The sequence below is a fragment of the Pseudomonas sp. Ma2-10 genome, from assembly GCF_054330215.1.
The window spans coordinates 175,446-190,761 of sequence record NZ_JBTEYL010000005.1; the positions used below are offsets into that span (position 1 = coordinate 175,446).

General features: G+C 59.1%; 16 protein-coding genes and 2 pseudogenes. 9 read left to right on the forward strand and 9 right to left on the reverse strand.

Going from position 1 to position 15,316, the window contains the following annotated elements:
• Positions 1-51: 51 nt before the first annotated feature.
• Positions 52-702, reverse strand: coding sequence for a GNAT family N-acetyltransferase (locus ACXPVS_RS09480; RefSeq protein ID WP_458509689.1), 651 nt, complete (start codon positions 700-702; stop codon positions 52-54).
• Between the two features lie 175 nt (positions 703-877).
• Between ACXPVS_RS09480 and xthA the strand changes: the two genes are divergently transcribed.
• Together xthA and ACXPVS_RS09490 are read left to right on the forward strand one after the other, a co-directional pair.
• Complete coding sequence (xthA, locus tag ACXPVS_RS09485; protein WP_458509690.1) at positions 878-1,690, forward strand: exodeoxyribonuclease III; 813 nt, start codon at positions 878-880, stop codon at positions 1,688-1,690.
• 114 nt (positions 1,691-1,804) lie between these two features.
• A complete protein-coding gene (locus tag ACXPVS_RS09490) occupies positions 1,805-3,145 on the forward strand; it encodes a substrate-binding domain-containing protein (protein ID WP_458509691.1) in 1,341 nt (446 codons plus the stop codon).
• A 61-nt stretch (positions 3,146-3,206) separates the two neighbouring features.
• Here ACXPVS_RS09490 and ACXPVS_RS09495 read toward each other — a convergent pair whose 3' ends face one another.
• On the reverse strand, positions 3,207-3,725 hold the full coding sequence (locus tag ACXPVS_RS09495) for an ankyrin repeat domain-containing protein (RefSeq protein ID WP_458509692.1): 519 nt from the start codon (positions 3,723-3,725) through the stop codon (positions 3,207-3,209).
• A 96-nt stretch (positions 3,726-3,821) separates the two neighbouring features.
• Positions 3,822-5,660 (reverse strand): long-chain-acyl-CoA synthetase, encoded by a 1,839-nt coding sequence (locus ACXPVS_RS09500; RefSeq protein WP_458509693.1) that lies wholly within the window; start codon positions 5,658-5,660, stop codon positions 3,822-3,824.
• 344 nt (positions 5,661-6,004) lie between these two features.
• Between ACXPVS_RS09500 and ACXPVS_RS09505 the strand changes: the two genes are divergently transcribed.
• Positions 6,005-6,283, forward strand: a complete 279-nt coding sequence (locus ACXPVS_RS09505) for a DUF3509 domain-containing protein (protein ID WP_347803381.1) — start codon at positions 6,005-6,007, stop codon at positions 6,281-6,283.
• A 126-nt stretch (positions 6,284-6,409) separates the two neighbouring features.
• On the opposite strand, the gene ACXPVS_RS09510 is transcribed toward ACXPVS_RS09505, so the two are convergent.
• From ACXPVS_RS09510 to aroC, 5 genes and pseudogenes are all read right to left on the reverse strand, one after another.
• Positions 6,410-6,955, reverse strand: coding sequence for a 1,2-dihydroxy-3-keto-5-methylthiopentene dioxygenase (locus ACXPVS_RS09510; RefSeq protein WP_458509694.1), 546 nt, complete (start codon positions 6,953-6,955; stop codon positions 6,410-6,412).
• A gap of 12 nt (positions 6,956-6,967) precedes the next feature.
• Positions 6,968-7,060 (reverse strand): annotated as a pseudogene (locus ACXPVS_RS09515) (methylthioribulose 1-phosphate dehydratase); the annotation flags it as partial.
• Positions 7,061-7,121: 61 nt separating this feature from the next.
• Positions 7,122-7,206: pseudogene (locus tag ACXPVS_RS09520) on the reverse strand (methylthioribulose 1-phosphate dehydratase); the annotation flags it as partial.
• Positions 7,203-8,348, reverse strand: a complete 1,146-nt coding sequence (locus ACXPVS_RS09525; protein WP_458509695.1) for an MFS transporter — start codon at positions 8,346-8,348, stop codon at positions 7,203-7,205. The gene ACXPVS_RS09525 and the pseudogene ACXPVS_RS09520, both read right to left, overlap by 4 nt.
• A gap of 34 nt (positions 8,349-8,382) precedes the next feature.
• On the reverse strand, positions 8,383-9,474 hold the full coding sequence (aroC, locus tag ACXPVS_RS09530; protein ID WP_458509696.1) for a chorismate synthase: 1,092 nt from the start codon (positions 9,472-9,474) through the stop codon (positions 8,383-8,385).
• Between the two features lie 83 nt (positions 9,475-9,557).
• On the opposite strand from aroC, the gene ACXPVS_RS09535 reads away from it, so the two are divergent.
• Both ACXPVS_RS09535 and ACXPVS_RS09540 read left to right on the forward strand, forming a co-directional pair.
• Complete coding sequence (locus ACXPVS_RS09535; protein WP_458509697.1) at positions 9,558-10,556, forward strand: alpha/beta hydrolase; 999 nt, start codon at positions 9,558-9,560, stop codon at positions 10,554-10,556.
• Between the two features lie 132 nt (positions 10,557-10,688).
• Positions 10,689-11,480, forward strand: coding sequence for a hypothetical protein (locus ACXPVS_RS09540; RefSeq protein ID WP_458509698.1), 792 nt, complete (start codon positions 10,689-10,691; stop codon positions 11,478-11,480).
• Positions 11,481-11,520: 40 nt separating this feature from the next.
• Here ACXPVS_RS09540 and prmB read toward each other — a convergent pair whose 3' ends face one another.
• Positions 11,521-12,429: a 50S ribosomal protein L3 N(5)-glutamine methyltransferase gene (prmB, locus tag ACXPVS_RS09545; protein ID WP_458509699.1), complete on the reverse strand. Its 909-nt coding sequence runs from the start codon at positions 12,427-12,429 to the stop codon at positions 11,521-11,523.
• 238 nt (positions 12,430-12,667) lie between these two features.
• On the opposite strand from prmB, the gene ACXPVS_RS09550 reads away from it, so the two are divergent.
• From ACXPVS_RS09550 to folE, 4 genes are all read left to right on the forward strand, one after another.
• Positions 12,668-13,258, forward strand: a complete 591-nt coding sequence (locus tag ACXPVS_RS09550; protein ID WP_458509700.1) for a cysteine hydrolase family protein — start codon at positions 12,668-12,670, stop codon at positions 13,256-13,258.
• Between the two features lie 131 nt (positions 13,259-13,389).
• On the forward strand, positions 13,390-13,710 hold the full coding sequence (locus tag ACXPVS_RS09555) for a hypothetical protein (RefSeq protein WP_458509701.1): 321 nt from the start codon (positions 13,390-13,392) through the stop codon (positions 13,708-13,710).
• A gap of 75 nt (positions 13,711-13,785) precedes the next feature.
• Positions 13,786-14,343 carry a Smr/MutS family protein gene (locus ACXPVS_RS09560; protein WP_458509702.1) on the forward strand — a complete coding sequence of 186 codons (558 nt, stop codon included), beginning with the start codon at positions 13,786-13,788 and terminating at the stop codon, positions 14,341-14,343.
• 349 nt (positions 14,344-14,692) lie between these two features.
• Positions 14,693-15,238, forward strand: a complete 546-nt coding sequence (gene folE / locus ACXPVS_RS09565) for a GTP cyclohydrolase I FolE (protein WP_010456659.1) — start codon at positions 14,693-14,695, stop codon at positions 15,236-15,238.
• The last annotated feature ends 78 nt before the right edge of the window (positions 15,239-15,316 follow it).

Sequence of the window (15,316 nt, forward strand, 5' to 3'; positions counted from 1 at the left end):
TCACGAGCGTGGGAACGTGATAGAGCCTGGCGTGCGGTGAACGTTCTAACTTTATGTGGTTGTCGTTTGTAACACCTGCGGATTGGCGTGGAAAAACACGTGCTCGCGAATCGGTCCTACGGCAACCTCACCGATTTCCTCATAGCCTTGGCGCTTATAGAACTCCAGATAGCGAGGATTCCCCGTGTCGAGGATCACGCCCTCGGAGTGCTCATCCACCGCGCACCAGTTGTGCACCGCTTGCAGCAATTGTTCGCCAAAGTGCTTGCCCTGGAATTGTGGATGAACCCCCAGCAACGGCAGCAGGTGCACCGAGTCGGACGGCACGCAAGCCATCACGGCATCGTGATACTCAAGATAGCGTCGGGTACAACGAAAACCGGTGCTGAGCACCATGCGCAGACGCCAGGCCCAACTCTCGGTGATGCCCAGACGGCGTTGCGGCGGCGCGATCAGCGCGATGCCGATCAACCGGTCGTTGACTAGCAGGCCGATGGCCGGCAAGTCCTGTAGGAAGTGTTGCTTGACCAGTTCGCGCACGGTGGCACGGACCCGCTGTTCATAACCGGGACGCTCCGCTTCGAACAGGTAGCCGAACGTCGGCTCATGCCGGTAAGCCTGGTACAACAGCGAACGTGCTTCGCGGGAATAGCCGTTGTCGAGCATGTGAATATCGGCGATGGCGGTCGAGGTTTCGGGCATAACGGTATTTCTCCCCGGGGCGAGGCTCAAAAGGCCTCGTTCTTATTGGTACGAGCCTTGCGCGGTCGCGATCGTTCCCACGCCACCAGACATTAGCAGCGCATCTGGACTACTGCCACACTGGCCCCGATCCTACATGTCAGCTAGCATCGCCCTTTTGCCAGGACTGCCGACCATGAAGATCGTCTCCTTCAACATCAACGGGCTGCGCGCTCGCCCCCATCAGCTGGCGGCGCTGATTGAAAAGCATCAGCCCGATGTCATCGGACTGCAGGAAACCAAGGTTCACGACGACCAATTCCCGCTGGCCGATGTTCAGGCGCTGGGCTATCACGTGTATTTCCATGGCCAAAAAGGTCATTACGGCGTGGCCCTGCTCTCGCGTCAGGAACCTATCGCGCTGCACAAAGGTTTCGCCACCGACGAAGAAGACGCTCAGCGCCGCTTCATCTGGGGCACGTTCGCCGACGCCAATGGTGTGCCGGTGACCATCATGAACGGCTATTTCCCACAGGGCGAAAGCCGTGATCACCCGACCAAATTCCCGGCCAAAAAACGCTTTTACAACGATCTGCAGCAATTGCTGGAAAGCCAGTTCAGCAACGATCAGCCGGTGGTGGTGATGGGCGACGTGAACATTTCCCCGGAAGACTGCGACATCGGTATCGGCCCGGACAACATGAAACGCTGGCTGAAAACCGGTAAATGCAGCTTCCTGCCGGAAGAACGCGAGTGGATGGCCCGCTTGAAGAACTGGGGCCTGGTGGACAGCTTCCGTCACTTGAACCCCGAGGTGGCCGACCGTTTCAGCTGGTTCGACTACCGTAGCCGCGGTTTTGAGGATGAGCCCAAGCGTGGCCTGCGGATTGATTTGATCATGGCGTCCCACGGGTTGTTGCCACGCGTGAAGGATGCGGGGGTGGATTACGAACTGCGCGGGATGGAAAAACCGTCGGATCACGCGCCGATCTGGCTTGAACTGAGCTGATCCGGCCTGGATCGTTCCCACGCTCTGTGTGGGAACGATCAATCACCCTGTCATTTTTCAGAAACCTTACTGTCTTATTCTCTCGGCACTTCCTTTGGCTTATAAGGTGCCGGCATGACGCTGCGCGTGTTGTTCCTGTTGATGCTGTGCGCCTGGCTGCCGCTAACGGCTTCGGCTGGCGAGTTGCCCACGCCCGATTCTGGCCCGGTGCTGCGCATCCAGGGCTCAAACACCATTGGTGCGGCATTGGGCCCGGCGTTGGTTGAGGGGTTGATGCGCGAACAGGGTCTGCTCAAGATTCACCGCGAGGTCCCGGACCACGCCAACGAACTTCGCGTCATCGGCGAAACCGTTCAGGGCCGCCGGGTCGCGGTGGACGTCGCGGCCCACGGTTCCAGCACCGGTTTCACCGCCCTGAAAACCGCCACCGCCGACCTCGCCGCCTCCTCGCGCCCGATCAAGGACAGCGAACGGACAGACCTTGCACGCTTGGGCGATTTTAAAAGCGCCGGCGCCGAGCAGGTCATCGCCATCGACGGCCTGGCGATCATCCTTCATCCGCAAAATCCGTTGAATGAACTGAACACCGAACAACTGGCGCGAATCTTCAGCGGCGAGGCAAAAACCTGGGAAGAACTCGGCAGCACCGGCGGGACGATTCATCTCTATGCGCGGGATGACCAATCAGGCACGTATGACACGTTCAAGGAATTGGTCCTCAGCCATCGTGGGAAAACGCTGAGCAGCGCTGCGAAACGGTTCGAATCCAGCGAGCAACTGTCCGACGCGGTCAGCCTCGACCCGCAAGGCATCGGTTTCATCGGCCTGCCTTACGTGCGTCAGGCCAAAGCCGTGGCGATTGCCGACGGCCAATCCCAAGCCATGTTGCCGCTCAACAGCCTGATTGCCACGGAAGACTATCCGTTGTCCCGCCGGCTGTTCTTTTACTTGCCACCCAAAGGAGAAAACCCCTGGGCCGAAGCACTGGTGGCGTTCGCCCAAAGCAGCAAGGGTCAGGCGATTGTCGCGGCCAATGGTTTTATCGCCCAGACCGTCCAGGCCATGACGGTCACGCCGAACGCATTGATGCCCGAGGGTTATCAGGCACTCAGCCGTCACGCCCAGCGCCTGAGCGTGAATTTCCGTTTCGAAGAAGGCAGTGCGACGCTGGATAACAAGGCCCGACAGGACCTGTCGCGGGTGTTCGACTATATAAAGCAGCAAGAGAAAACCAACCGGCAGGTGACGCTGGTGGGTTTTGGCGACGCCAAAAGTGATCCGGCGCGGGCCGATCTGCTGTCGAAACTGCGTGCCATGGCGGTGCGGCGGGAACTGGTGAAACGCGGCGTGGTGTTTCGCGAGATTCGTGGTTTTGGCGCCGAGATGCCAGTGGCGGCCAATAGCGCGGATGAGGGGCGAATCAAGAATCGCCGGGTTGAGGTCTGGGTGTATTGACGGCGTGTAGCAGCTGTCAAGCTTGCTCGACAGCTGCTACTTGGCTGCTACATAACGAAAATCAGCCGAGGAGTTTCTGCAACTGCGCCGTGGTATCCACCGCGCCCATCGTTTTAGCGGCATCCAGCGCAGAGACGCCATTGGCATCCTTGGCTTTCGGGTCGGCGCCCTTGCTGATCAGGTAGTCGACGATTTCAACGCGATTGAACATCGCTGCCATCATCAGCGCAGTGCGACCGTCGAAGGACGAACCTTCCACTTGCGCTCCGCCTTCAATCAGCGCCTTGACCACCGCCAGGTCACCCTTGAACGCCGCGCCGGCAATCGGGCTCTGGCCGTTGTCGTTGCGGACTTCCGGGTCGGCCTTGTGTTCGAGCAGGACTTTTACCGTCTCCACATGGCCGTGGTAAGCGGCCAGCATCAGCAAGGTGTCGCCCTTATGGTTACGCAGGTTCGGCGGCAGGCCCTTGCTCAACAGCGCAGCCATCATGGCCGCATCGCCCTCACGCGCTTTGTTGAATACCTGTTCGGCAAATTCAGCGGCTTCTTCGGGGGTCATCTGGCGGCTTTGGTCTGACATTGGGCACTCCACGTTCTGTTATTCGCAAAGCCGACAGTTTCCCGAGCAGCCCCGGGACTGTCACTTCTTTTTTCTCATGGACGGCCATAGCCACATTCAATAGCGGTACTTGCCATCGTGAATGTCCGCCAGCAATTGCTCGGTGACCTGCACGTAAGTCTGGGCTCCTGGCAGCCAGGCATAGATCGGGTCATCGCCGGTTTTTCCGGGGTCGAAGGCTTCGTCCTTGAGGCGGGTCTTCTGATATTTGAAGGTGCCCGTGGTCTCCATTTTCACCTTCACCCGCAGGAACAATGGCACCGCATAGGCGGGCATTTGCTCACGGGCGAAAGCCAGCAGTTCGCTGAAGTCCAGGGTCGCCAGGGACTCGGACGGCGTAATCGCCGCCATCCCCGCACGCCCGTTGGTGTTGCGGATTTCCACGCCGTAGGCCACGGCCTCGGAAATATTCGGGTGTTGCAAAAGGATGTTTTCGACCTCGGTGGTGGAGACGTTTTCGCCCTTCCAGCGGTAGGTATCACCCAAACGGTCAACAAACTGCGCATGGCCGAAACCGATGTTGCGCAGCAAGTCACCGGTATTGAAATAACGGTCGCCCTTCTCGAACACGTCATGCAGCACAACCTTTTCGGTCTTCTGCGGATCGGTGTAGCCGTCCAGCGGCGCCTTGTCGTCGATCTTCGCCAGCAACAGCCCCTGCTCGCCTTTGGCGACTTTGCGCATGAAGCCCTTGGCATCCCGAATCGGCGCGCCGCTGTCGTGGTCGTACGCCACCAACTCCCATGACATCAGGGAAAAGCCGACGGTGTTATCAAAGTTGAGGAGGTTGGTGAAGCCGATGTTGCCGTCGCTGGCGGCATAGAGCTCGCAGATGTGATTCACCGCAAAACGTGTCTTGAACTCGCCCCACGCGCCGGGGCGCAGACCATTGCCGATCATCTTCGTCACGCGGTGCTGGCTGTCCTCGACACTGGGTGGTTGATCCACCAGGTAGCGGCACAATTCACCGACGTAACCGAGGGTGGTCGCGCGGTACTTGCGCACATCGTTCCAGAATTGACTGGCGCTGAACTTGCGTCGAATGGCAAAACCGGAGGCGCCACTGATGGCCGAGCCCCAGCACACGCACAGTCCGGTGGCGTGATAGAGCGGCAAGGTGCAATAGACGACATCCTCCGGGCGCATATCCAGGGCGATCAGCCCGAAACTGGCGGAGCTGCGCATCCAGCGGCCGTGTTTGAACACCCCGGCCTTGGGTAAGCCGGTGGTACCCGAGGTGTAGATGTAGAAACAAGGGTCGTCGAAAAAAACCTGCTGACTGCGGGCGGGGTTGGCGCTGGAACTGTCGGCACAGGCGGTCATCAGGTTGATGAACCCGTCGGGCGCAATGCCCGGATGGCTGAAGGTGTCTTGATCAGCGACGAACCAGGTGCGCGCCGCCTCGATCGACACCCGCTCGCGAACCGCCGAAAAGGCCGGTACCAACTCTTCTCCGACAATGATCGCCGCGGGTGCCACCAGGTTCAGGCTATGGGCCAGGGTGTCGCGGGTTTGCGAGGTATTAAGCAAGGCACTGATCGCGCCGACCTTGGCCACCGCCAGAATCGTCACCAGCAGTTCCGGGCGATTCTCGATAAACACCGCCACCCCATCGCCCTTGCGGATGCCTTGGGCAATCAGGTGATGGGCAATGCGATTGGCCCATTGGTTGACCTGAGCGTACGTCAGCGCCACCTCACCCTGCAGCAATGCCGGGCCATCGGGGTTGCGCAACGTCGCTTGCTCGAAGCTCCAGCCCAGGCCACACGGTTGAGTCGGGTCCTTGACGTTGGCGGCTTTCATTCCTTTCACCACGCGAGGAATGGCTTTGGCAATGGAAGGCAGCTTGCGGAGCATCTTGCCCCAGGTAATCGTGTCGTTCGGTGTGCGGCTCATGATTGCTCCCGGTCGAGCTTCTTATTGTTCAGGCGGCGCTGATTGAGGCCGAAAATACGTCAGCGGTTCCCGAGCTGTACACGCGGTTTTTGAAATGATTTGTATCCATGTCTGCGGTATTCGCCGTCGTGAACTTACGCCGGGCAATTGGTTCCATCGAATCGACGTCGACCACGCAAAATGCAGGATGCACGATGGCCATTCATGCAGATTGCACGAAAGCGCAAAAGCACTTAAAAACTAACTGATTGATATATAAGGATTTTTAAAAAATAAGGGGCTGGCACAATCACTGCAACTACCTCTGCATGCTTGCCATTCAAGAGCTAACGGAGCTGATAGACATGAGCCTGATCCAAGAAAAATTTTCGTCCCTGTTCTCCAACTTCGAAGTGACCACCCAGCCACGTCCTGACGGCGGCATTCTGCTGACCTTGAGCAGCACCGACGGCAAAGTCTTCAAACGCTCGATTTCCTACCAGCAATTGCATGCTGGAGATCAATTGTCCTGGGTGATCAGTGCCATTCGCCGTGACATCGCCGAACAGGCCAGTGAACTGCCACAAATTTCCATGCTGCAAAGCCAGCAGCGGTTTGCCCTGCCGACCTATCACTCGGTTTAAACCCTAAAACACTGTGGGAGCACGCTCGCTCCCACAGGTTATGGTCAATGTGCCTTGGAACGTCGCCGGACTGATCCACTCAGAACTGTCGACGATGCCCGTGAGAATCGCTTTGACGGCATTGCCTCAATCCTCAAGACGTGGGAAGTGACTGGCGATGTCTTCGCCGGTGAAGTTCGCCACCCAGCCCTCAGGGTTGTTAAACAGACGGATCGCGACCAAATACGGATGCTCGCCCATGTCGAACCAGTGTGGGGTGCCGGCCGGTACCGAGATCAGGTCGTTTTTCTCGCAGAGTACCGCGTAAACGTAATCGTCGATGTGCAGCGTGAACAAACCACGGCCGGCGACGAAGAATCGTACTTCGTCTTCGCCATGGCGATGTTCGTCGAGAAACTTGGCGCGCCATTCGGCTTTTTGCGGGTGATCGCTGTTCAGGCTGATGACGTCGACGGTGATGTAACCGCGTTCGGTCATCAGCTTGTCGATTTGCTCCTGATACGCGCCGATCACTTCTTCCTGACTGGCGCCGGGCTGGATTTTCGCCGCGGCTTGCCAGCGGTCGAAATGCACGCCCTGCTCGGCCAGGGTCGAGGCGATGTCTTCGAAATGCGTCAGCACCTTGTTAGGCAAGTCAGGGGTTGAGACGTGGTAAACGGACAGGCTGCTCATCAGGGCAACTCCTTAACGGTTCAAGAGGGCGCGCGTCTTCAACGCGCACTCGAACAAAAATTCAAAGGGTTCGATTTGCCGCAGCGCATCGCTCACGCGCGCGCCTCAGGTGTAGAGACCGAGGCGTTCACCGAATGGGTGCGCAACAGGGTTTCGGCGGATGGTGTTTGGGCCGGCGACCCGCCGCGGCCATACAGAAAACGCCCGGCATCGATGATTTCCTGGGCGAGGTGCTCACGGGTGAGGCTCATGGCCTGTCCTCTTGCATACGTGTGGCAATGATAACGGCTGCCGCGAAGGCTGCGAGGCTGGCAATACTAAAGGTCAATGCGGGGCCGAGGACATTCCAGCTATAGCCGGAATACAACGCGCCCAGTGCGCCGCCGGTGCCGGCCAGTGCCGCGTATAACGCCTGGCCCTGCCCTTGTTGACGCGCGCCGAAGCTACGTTGCACGAACTGGATGGCCGCCGCGTGAAAGCTGCCGAATGTCGCCGCGTGCAGTACCTGGGCAAACAACAGCACCCAAAGGAACTCAGCGAACGAACCGAGCAACAACCAACGCAGCGCTGCCAGCAGAAAACTCGCCAGCAACACCCGGCGCACGGAGAATCGCGCGAGGATCTTGCTCATGGCCAGAAACATCAAGACTTCGGCGACTACGCCGACCGCCCAGAGCACGCCGATCAGCCCACGGCTGTAGCCGAGTCGCTCCAGGTGCAAGGTCAAAAAGGTGTAATAAGGACCGTGGCTCATCTGCATCAGTGCCACGCAACCGTAAAAAGCCAATACGCCGGGACTGCGCAACTGCCTGAGAAAACCGTCCCCCTCCGGTCGTTCACCCTGAACCGGTTGAGCGTTGGGCACCCACAGGCTACTGACCACGATGGCGGCCATGATCAGGGCCAACGCCAGCGGATAGATATCCAGGCTCAACCCTTCGAACAACCGGCCAAGCGCGACCACGGTGATGATAAAACCGATGGAACCCCACAGGCGGATCTGACTGTAACGGTTAGTCTGGCCCTGCAAGTGCGCCAACGTGATGACTTCGAATTGCGGCAACACCGCGTGCCAGAAAAACGCGTGCAAGGCCATGACCATCGCCAGCCAGGCGTAGGTCTTGCTGACAAAGATCAGCGAAAACGTCAGCAGTGTGCAGACCGCACCCAAGCGCACGATGGCCAGGCGTCGGCCGGTGTAATCACCGAGCCAGCCCCAGATGTTCGGCGCCACGCAGCGCATCAGCATCGGGATCGCCACCAGCTCGCCGATACGCGCGCTCGAAAAGCCCAGGTGATCGAAGTACAGCGCCAGAAACGGTGCTGTCGAACCGAGCAAGGCGAAATAGAACAAATAGAAACTGGAGAGCCGCCAGTACGGGAGCGCCGCCACCGTCGTCAGACCGCAGCGGCTATGAGGTCAGCCATTAAAGCTGACCCAGCACCGGCGTACTCACGCGCACGTCCAGGTTCTGCCCACGGTGACGCAACAGGTGATCCATCAGCACGATGGCCATCATCGCTTCGGCGATCGGCGTGGCGCGGATGCCGACGCACGGGTCGTGGCGACCCTTGGTGACGACTTCGACCGGGTTGCCATGGACGTCGATGGAACGGCCTGGCGTGGTGATGCTCGAGGTTGGCTTAAGCGCCAGGTGCGCGACGATCGGCTGACCCGACGAAATGCCGCCGAGAATGCCGCCCGCGTTGTTGCTAAGGAAACCTTGCGGGGTCATTTCATCGCGGTGCTCGGTGCCGCGCTGGGCAACGCTGGCGAAACCGGCGCCGATTTCCACGCCTTTGACCGCATTGATGCTCATCAGCGCATGAGCGAGTTCGGCATCGAGACGGTCGAAGATCGGCTCGCCGAGGCCTGGCATCACGCCTTCGGCTACGACGGTGATCTTCGCACCCACCGAGTCCTGGTCGCGACGCAACTGGTCCATATAGGCTTCCAGTTCCGGGACCTTGTCCGGATCAGGGCTGAAGAAGGCGTTCTCCTCCACCGAATCCCAGGTTTTGAACGGGATTTCGATCGGGCCGAGCTGGCTCATGTAACCACGAATGACGATGCCCTGAGTGGCCAGGTATTTTTTCGCAATCGCACCGGCGGCCACGCGCATGGCCGTTTCACGGGCAGAACTGCGACCGCCACCACGGTAATCGCGCTCGCCATATTTGTGGTGATAGGTGTAGTCGGCGTGGGCCGGGCGGAACAGATCCTTGATCGCCGAGTAATCCTTGGACTTCTGGTCGGTGTTGCGGATCAGCAGGCCGATCGAGCAACCGGTGGTGCGTCCTTCGAACACGCCGGAGAGGATTTCGACTTCGTCGGCTTCCTGTCGCTGGGTGGTGTGGCGGCTGGTGCCGGGTTTGCGGCGATCCAGGTCTCGCTGCAGATCCTCCAGTGAGATCTCCAGGCCCGGCGGGCAGCCGTCGACAATGGCGACCAACGCCGGACCATGGCTTTCGCCCGCGGTGGTGACAGTGAACAGCTTGCCGTAGGTATTGCCGGACATGCAGGACGCTCCGTGAATTCGAACCAAATACGTAATGCGCGCCAGTATACGCAGGCTACCCAACTAGTTCATCCTCGAACCTTATGGGTGCCTGCGAGTCCAACCGGCATCCTGTTCATGATGGCGTGATGATGCTGCGAGTTATAGCCTTGACCCTTACCCTGTTTACCGGCTTTGTACAGGCCTCTGTCCTGCAACGCCCGATCACGTTGGACACCGGCACCGGCGAGCTTTTCGGCTCGTTATTACTCCCCAAGTCCGACACGCCGGTACCGGTTGTCCTGATCATTTCCGGGTCAGGCCCTACAGATCGTGACGGAAACAACCCCGACGGCGGACGCAACGACAGCCTCAAGCGTCTCGCTTGGGTACTGGCCAAACACAACATCGCCAGCGTGCGTTATGACAAACGCGGCGTGGCGGCGAGCCTTGCCGCGACCCCTGATGAACGCAATCTGTCGGTTGAAGCCTACGTGACCGACGCCGAGGCCTGGGGCCAGAAGCTCAAAACCGACCCGCGCTTTGGCCAACTGATCCTGCTGGGCCACAGCGAAGGCGCCTTGATCGCCAGCCTCGCGGCGCCGAGCCTGGACGCCGCCGCAGTCATCTCCATGTCCGGCAGCGCCCGGCCAATCGATCAGGTACTGCGCCAACAATTGAGCAGTCGCCTGCCGCCAGCGCTGATGCTGCGCAGCAATGAACTGCTCGACAGCCTCGAGGCCGGCCACATCGACGACAACGTGCCGCCGCAGTTGCAGGTGATTTTCCGCCCGAGCGTTCAGCCGTATCTGATTTCATTGTTCCGCCAGGACCCGGCGGCGGCGTTCGCCAAGTTGAAGATGCCGGCGCTGATCATCCAGGGCAGCAACGACATCCAGGTCGGTGTCGGTGACGCCAAGCTGTTGAAGGCCGCCAAACCGGACGCCGAGCTGGCGTTGATCGAAGGCATGAACCACGTGATGCGCATCGTGCCCAACGATGTAAAACGGCAATTGGCCTCTTACAAAGACCCGCAATTGCCACTGGCGGCCGAACTCGGCACGCGAATCCTCGGATTTATTGATGGACTTCGCACTCGTTAAGCGGTGTCAGGGGGCGTGAAAACTGGTTGAGAACGCCTCCAAGCCCTCCAGTCCTGAAAAAAACGGCCGATAAGCCTTTGTCGCCAGCGCTATGACCGGCGGCAAGCAGAGCTTGGACAGGATCTCGCCGTTATGACTGATACCCAGACTTCACCCGACTCCACTGCTGAAAAAGACGCACCACCCGTGGTCGAACTGCCGTGGGCGGACGTCCACGCCGAGCACCACAAGATGCTCCGCCTGGCGCCCTTGCAAACCGACCGCAACACCGGTGGACGGCCGCTGCGCTTTGTTGAGTTCGGTTACGCCGAGCGCAACAACAAGGAACACAGCCTGATGCGCATGAGTATCTCGCTGCCCGGCCAGCGTGTGCGCAAGGAACAGAATCATCTGGACGTGTGGGTCGACCACATCACCGAGCGCGTGCATTTCGGGCCTGACAGCGGTTTGCAGATCGAACCGATGAACCGTGGCATCGGTCGCTTCATGGCCGCTCAGGGCATTACCTGGGCGAAAAAGAAATGGCCGGGCTACACCGTCGACGGCACCGACCTTAACAACAAGGATGCGCTGAACGAAGACACTCGCCTGCGCCGCGATCATTTTTTGCGCACGCATGGTTTCGACGTGATCTACGCCGACGCCCAGCATTTGAAGGGCAGCGTCAAAGATGTGCAGGTCGGCGACCTGTTGGGTGACTGGAGCACCGAAAAATTGCAGGTCGTGGAGATTCTTGAAGCGGCGCAGATGCTCCTGCAAGCCGAGCAAAATCTCGCCGAGCAGGAAGTCAAACTCAAGAAACACGAAGAAAAGGTCAGCAAGTACAAGCGCGAAGACGCCGGACTGCGCTTTACCATTACCTGTCTGGTGGCGTTTGCAGTGTTTCAGGCGGGGTTGTTGATCTGGATTGCCACGCAACGGTGACTGATCGTTCCCACTGCGCGTGGGAACGATCATTGCGGGGTTAAACGCGGGAAGCGAACAGCGCCTGATGTTCACGGCACTGTTGCGCCGCCAGCATGAACACGCCATGCCCACCGCGCTCGAAATCGAGCCAGGCGAAGTCGACTCCCGGGTACAACGCCTCAACGTGAACCTGGCTGTTGCCCACTTCGACAATCAGCAAGCCCTTCTCGGTCAGGTGGTCCGCCGCTTCGGCAAGCAGGCGACGCACCAGGTTCAAGCCATCATCACCGCAGGCCAGGCCCAGCTCCGGCTCGTGCTGGTATTCGTCTGGCATGTCGGCAAAATCTTCCGCATCAACGTAAGGCGGGTTCGACACGATCAAGTCAAAACGCTGACCCGGCAAGCCATCAAACCCATCGCCCTGCACCGTGTACACCCGCTCATCGACGCCATGGCGCTCGATGTTTTGGTTCGCTACTTCCAGTGCTTCGAACGACAGATCGGCCAGCACCACTTCGGCGTTCTGGAACTCGTAGGCACAGGCGATACCGATGCAGCCGGAACCGGAGCACAGGTCGAGAATCCGCGCAGGTTCGGCACCCAGCCACGGCTCGAAACGCTTTTCGATCAGTTCGCCAATCGGCGAACGCGGGATCAATACGCGCTCATCCACAATGAACGACATGCCGCAAAACCACGCTTCACCCAACAGGTAGGCGGTAGGAATGCGCTCTTCGATACGGCGCTTGAGCATGCGCTGCAGCTTGACCAGCTCGTCTTCTTCAAGATTGCAGTCGAGATAGCTGTCGGCAATTTCCCACGGCAAGTGCAAGGCACCCAACACCAGCTGACGCGCTTCGTCCCAGGCGTTGTCGGTCCCATGGCCGAAAAACAGATCCTCCCCATGGAAGCGGCTGACGGCCCAACGAATATGGTCACGCAGGGTACGAAGTCGGGAAGTGATCACGGGGCAAACTCCAAAAAAAACGACTGGCGATTCTAACAGCCAAAACGCGTCTCGACGACGCGGGAAAACTACTAGGGCGAATGTAGGACCAATCTATTTTTCCGGCCGGCTATTGAACAAAACGGGCCTATTGACAAAGCTGTGAGCCAGCAAAGACGGCGCCTGCGATGGTAGCGATTCACAGAAGCGCTCAGCCGGAGGACAATGTCGCAAAAGCCCCACCCGAAGGAGCCCCAGAATGTCCGTTCCAAAAACGATGTTTCAACTCAGCGGCCGCGGTTATGCAGCTGCCGTTCTGAGCCATGCGACCCTTGTCATCATCGATGCCCAAAAAGAATACCTCAGCGGCCCGTTGGCCTTGAGCGGCATGGATGCTGCCGTCGCGAACATCAAGCAACTGATGGCCGCTGCCCGTGCAGCCGGCCGGCCGATCGTCCATGTCCACCACCTCGGCACCGTCGGTGGGCTGTTCGATCCGCAAGGTGAGCGCGGTGAGTTCATCCCGGGGCTGGAACCACAGGGCGACGAAACCATCATCGGTAAATTGCTACCGAGTGCGTTCCACGGCACCGAACTGCTGGATCGCCTGCAGAATCTCGGTTCGCTGGACCTGATCGTATGCGGTTTCATGAGCCACTCCAGCGTCAGCACCACGGTGCGCGCCGCGAAGAACCTGGGCTTTCGTTGCACGCTGGTCGAAGACGCCTGCGCGACTCGCGACCTGCCTTACAAGGGCGGCGTATTGAGCGCAGACCACGTTCAGCAGACTGAAATGGCGATCATGGCGGACAACTTTGCCACCCTCACACTGACTCACGAACTGATCTGATCGGCGCTCGATGAGCGGCCCATGCCGCCGCTCATCCGCAAAAGCCTATCATTTGCTGTAATTGTCTTAGCCTCAGGAACATCCCGGTCAACTCCCGGTCGAAGGGCCGATACCCATTGAGGAAGGTCGGAATGAAGTTATCCGATGGTTTTGACGCTCGCCGCTTGCGGCCCAAAGGCCAACGCAACTGGCGTTTTCGAATCGGCGCGGCATTTGCTGCCTTGCTCTCGATGTGCGGTGTGTTGCTGGCGATGGCAGGCGCCGCCAGCCTGCTTGGTCACGCACCCGCCTTGGGCGAGTTGAATACCAACCGGGTCGGTTCGGCAGTGATTCTGGCGATTGGCCTGTTCGTGCTGTACCTCGGCGTGTGGCTGTGGCGTCGCTGCCGCCGCTGTTCGCGGCAGTCGCAAGCGCTGAACATCTCCCCGCATTTGATGAAAAAGCACGACTGAGCCGAGCGTAGCGCGTTTTCTCGCGCCTCATTCGTCTCGAGTTGGGTAAACTGGCCGCCCTTCGCGGAGGCTGACATGCAAGACGACGATTTTTCCCTGTTCAAAAGCGCGATCCAAGGCGTCAAGCCGATCAAACACGATCGCGCCGAAACCGGCAAACCCAAAGCTGACCGTGCGCAAATCGCCAAGTTGCGTCAGGCCGCCACCGTGCGCACCGATGCCACCACTGTTGACGGGCTGTCCGATCAATTCGTCATCGATGTCGGCCCGGAAGACGACCTGATGTGGGCGCGCGACGGTGTTCAGGAAAGCCAGATGCGCAAGCTCAAGATCGGACAGATTCCGTTCGAAGGCAGCCTCGACCTCCATGGCATGAGCGTGGAAAAGGCTCGGGAAACCCTCTGGGCTTTTCTGGCCGAAGCGACCAAATTCGAAATCCGCTGCGTGCGCGTCACCCACGGCAAGGCTGTGCGTCTGGACGGCAAGCGACCGATGATCAAAAGCCACGTCAACACCTGGCTGCGCCAACATCCACAAGTGCTCGGCTTCACCTCGTGCCAAGCGAAACACGGCGGCGCCGGAGCGGTTTATGTGATCCTCAAACGGACCATGATGGAAGGTCGCGACGAGTAAAGCTGTCGCACCATGCTTGCAGCATCGCGCCCCTATCGTCCTTGTCCTTGCGTAAACATCACGATTGGCGTCAATCAGCCACAATGACCGATTTGGGGATTCACGCCCACCGGCAATACAACTGCCGGCACACATACGCTACCATGTGCCTCATGTCGGGGATGAACCCTGCGTTTTTTTGCCACTCAGCTCGGTCATAGCCTTCAGATATTGCTATCGACCTACGCCCGATAGACCAACTCCAGCACCGACTGGTGTCGGTTCGGGACGCTTGAAAAGAGTTTGATTGGTACACAATTGGTACAGACAGAAACAGTACCCCTCTGAAACCCGTATGGAATCAGCCTCTGTGACACTGGAACAGAATTACACCGCGATTCTCGGCCAATTGGGCGAGGACGTCTCCCGCGAGGGCCTGCTCGACACGCCAAAACGTGCCGCCAAAGCCATGCAGTACCTCTGCCGCGGTTATGAACAGACACTGGAAGAGGTCACCAACGGTGCCTTGTTCAGCTCCGACAACAGCGAAATGGTGCTGGTGAAGGACATCGAGCTCTACTCGTTGTGCGAACACCACCTGCTGCCGTTTATCGGCAAGGCCCACGTCGCTTACATTCCGAGCGGCAAAGTGTTGGGCCTGTCGAAAGTCGCGCGGATCGTCGATATGTACGCCCGCCGCCTGCAGATCCAGGAAAATCTCAGCCGCCAGATCGCCGATGCGGTGCAGCAAGTCACTGGCGCCTTGGGCGTTGCAGTGGTGATCGAGGCCAAGCACATGTGCATGATGATGCGCGGTGTGGAGAAACAGAATTCGTCGATGATCACATCGGTGATGCTGGGTGAGTTCCGCGAAAACGCGGCCACCCGCAGCGAGTTTCTCAGCCTGATCAAGTAATTTGCTGTACGAAGAAACCGGCATTCATCGCCGGTTTTTTTTCGTCTGCGAAAAATCAGGTAAGCTGCGCGCCTTCCG

Bases quoted from the DNA above. Each gene is read 5' to 3' on its own strand.
- ACXPVS_RS09480 (WP_458509689.1), bottom strand. From the start codon at position 702: ATGCCCGAAACCTCGACCGCCATCGCCGATATTCACATGCTCGACAAC.
- xthA (WP_458509690.1), top strand. From the start codon at position 878: ATGAAGATCGTCTCCTTCAACATCAACGGGCTGCGCGCTCGCCCCCAT.
- ACXPVS_RS09490 (WP_458509691.1), top strand. From the start codon at position 1,805: ATGACGCTGCGCGTGTTGTTCCTGTTGATGCTGTGCGCCTGGCTGCCG.
- ACXPVS_RS09495 (WP_458509692.1), bottom strand. From the start codon at position 3,725: ATGTCAGACCAAAGCCGCCAGATGACCCCCGAAGAAGCCGCTGAATTT.
- ACXPVS_RS09500 (WP_458509693.1), bottom strand. From the start codon at position 5,660: ATGAGCCGCACACCGAACGACACGATTACCTGGGGCAAGATGCTCCGC.
- ACXPVS_RS09505 (WP_347803381.1), top strand. From the start codon at position 6,005: ATGAGCCTGATCCAAGAAAAATTTTCGTCCCTGTTCTCCAACTTCGAA.
- ACXPVS_RS09510 (WP_458509694.1), bottom strand. From the start codon at position 6,955: ATGAGCAGCCTGTCCGTTTACCACGTCTCAACCCCTGACTTGCCTAAC.
- aroC (WP_458509696.1), bottom strand. From the start codon at position 9,474: ATGTCCGGCAATACCTACGGCAAGCTGTTCACTGTCACCACCGCGGGC.
- ACXPVS_RS09535 (WP_458509697.1), top strand. From the start codon at position 9,558: ATGGGTGCCTGCGAGTCCAACCGGCATCCTGTTCATGATGGCGTGATG.
- ACXPVS_RS09540 (WP_458509698.1), top strand. From the start codon at position 10,689: ATGACTGATACCCAGACTTCACCCGACTCCACTGCTGAAAAAGACGCA.
- ACXPVS_RS09550 (WP_458509700.1), top strand. From the start codon at position 12,668: ATGTCCGTTCCAAAAACGATGTTTCAACTCAGCGGCCGCGGTTATGCA.
- ACXPVS_RS09555 (WP_458509701.1), top strand. From the start codon at position 13,390: ATGAAGTTATCCGATGGTTTTGACGCTCGCCGCTTGCGGCCCAAAGGC.
- ACXPVS_RS09560 (WP_458509702.1), top strand. From the start codon at position 13,786: ATGCAAGACGACGATTTTTCCCTGTTCAAAAGCGCGATCCAAGGCGTC.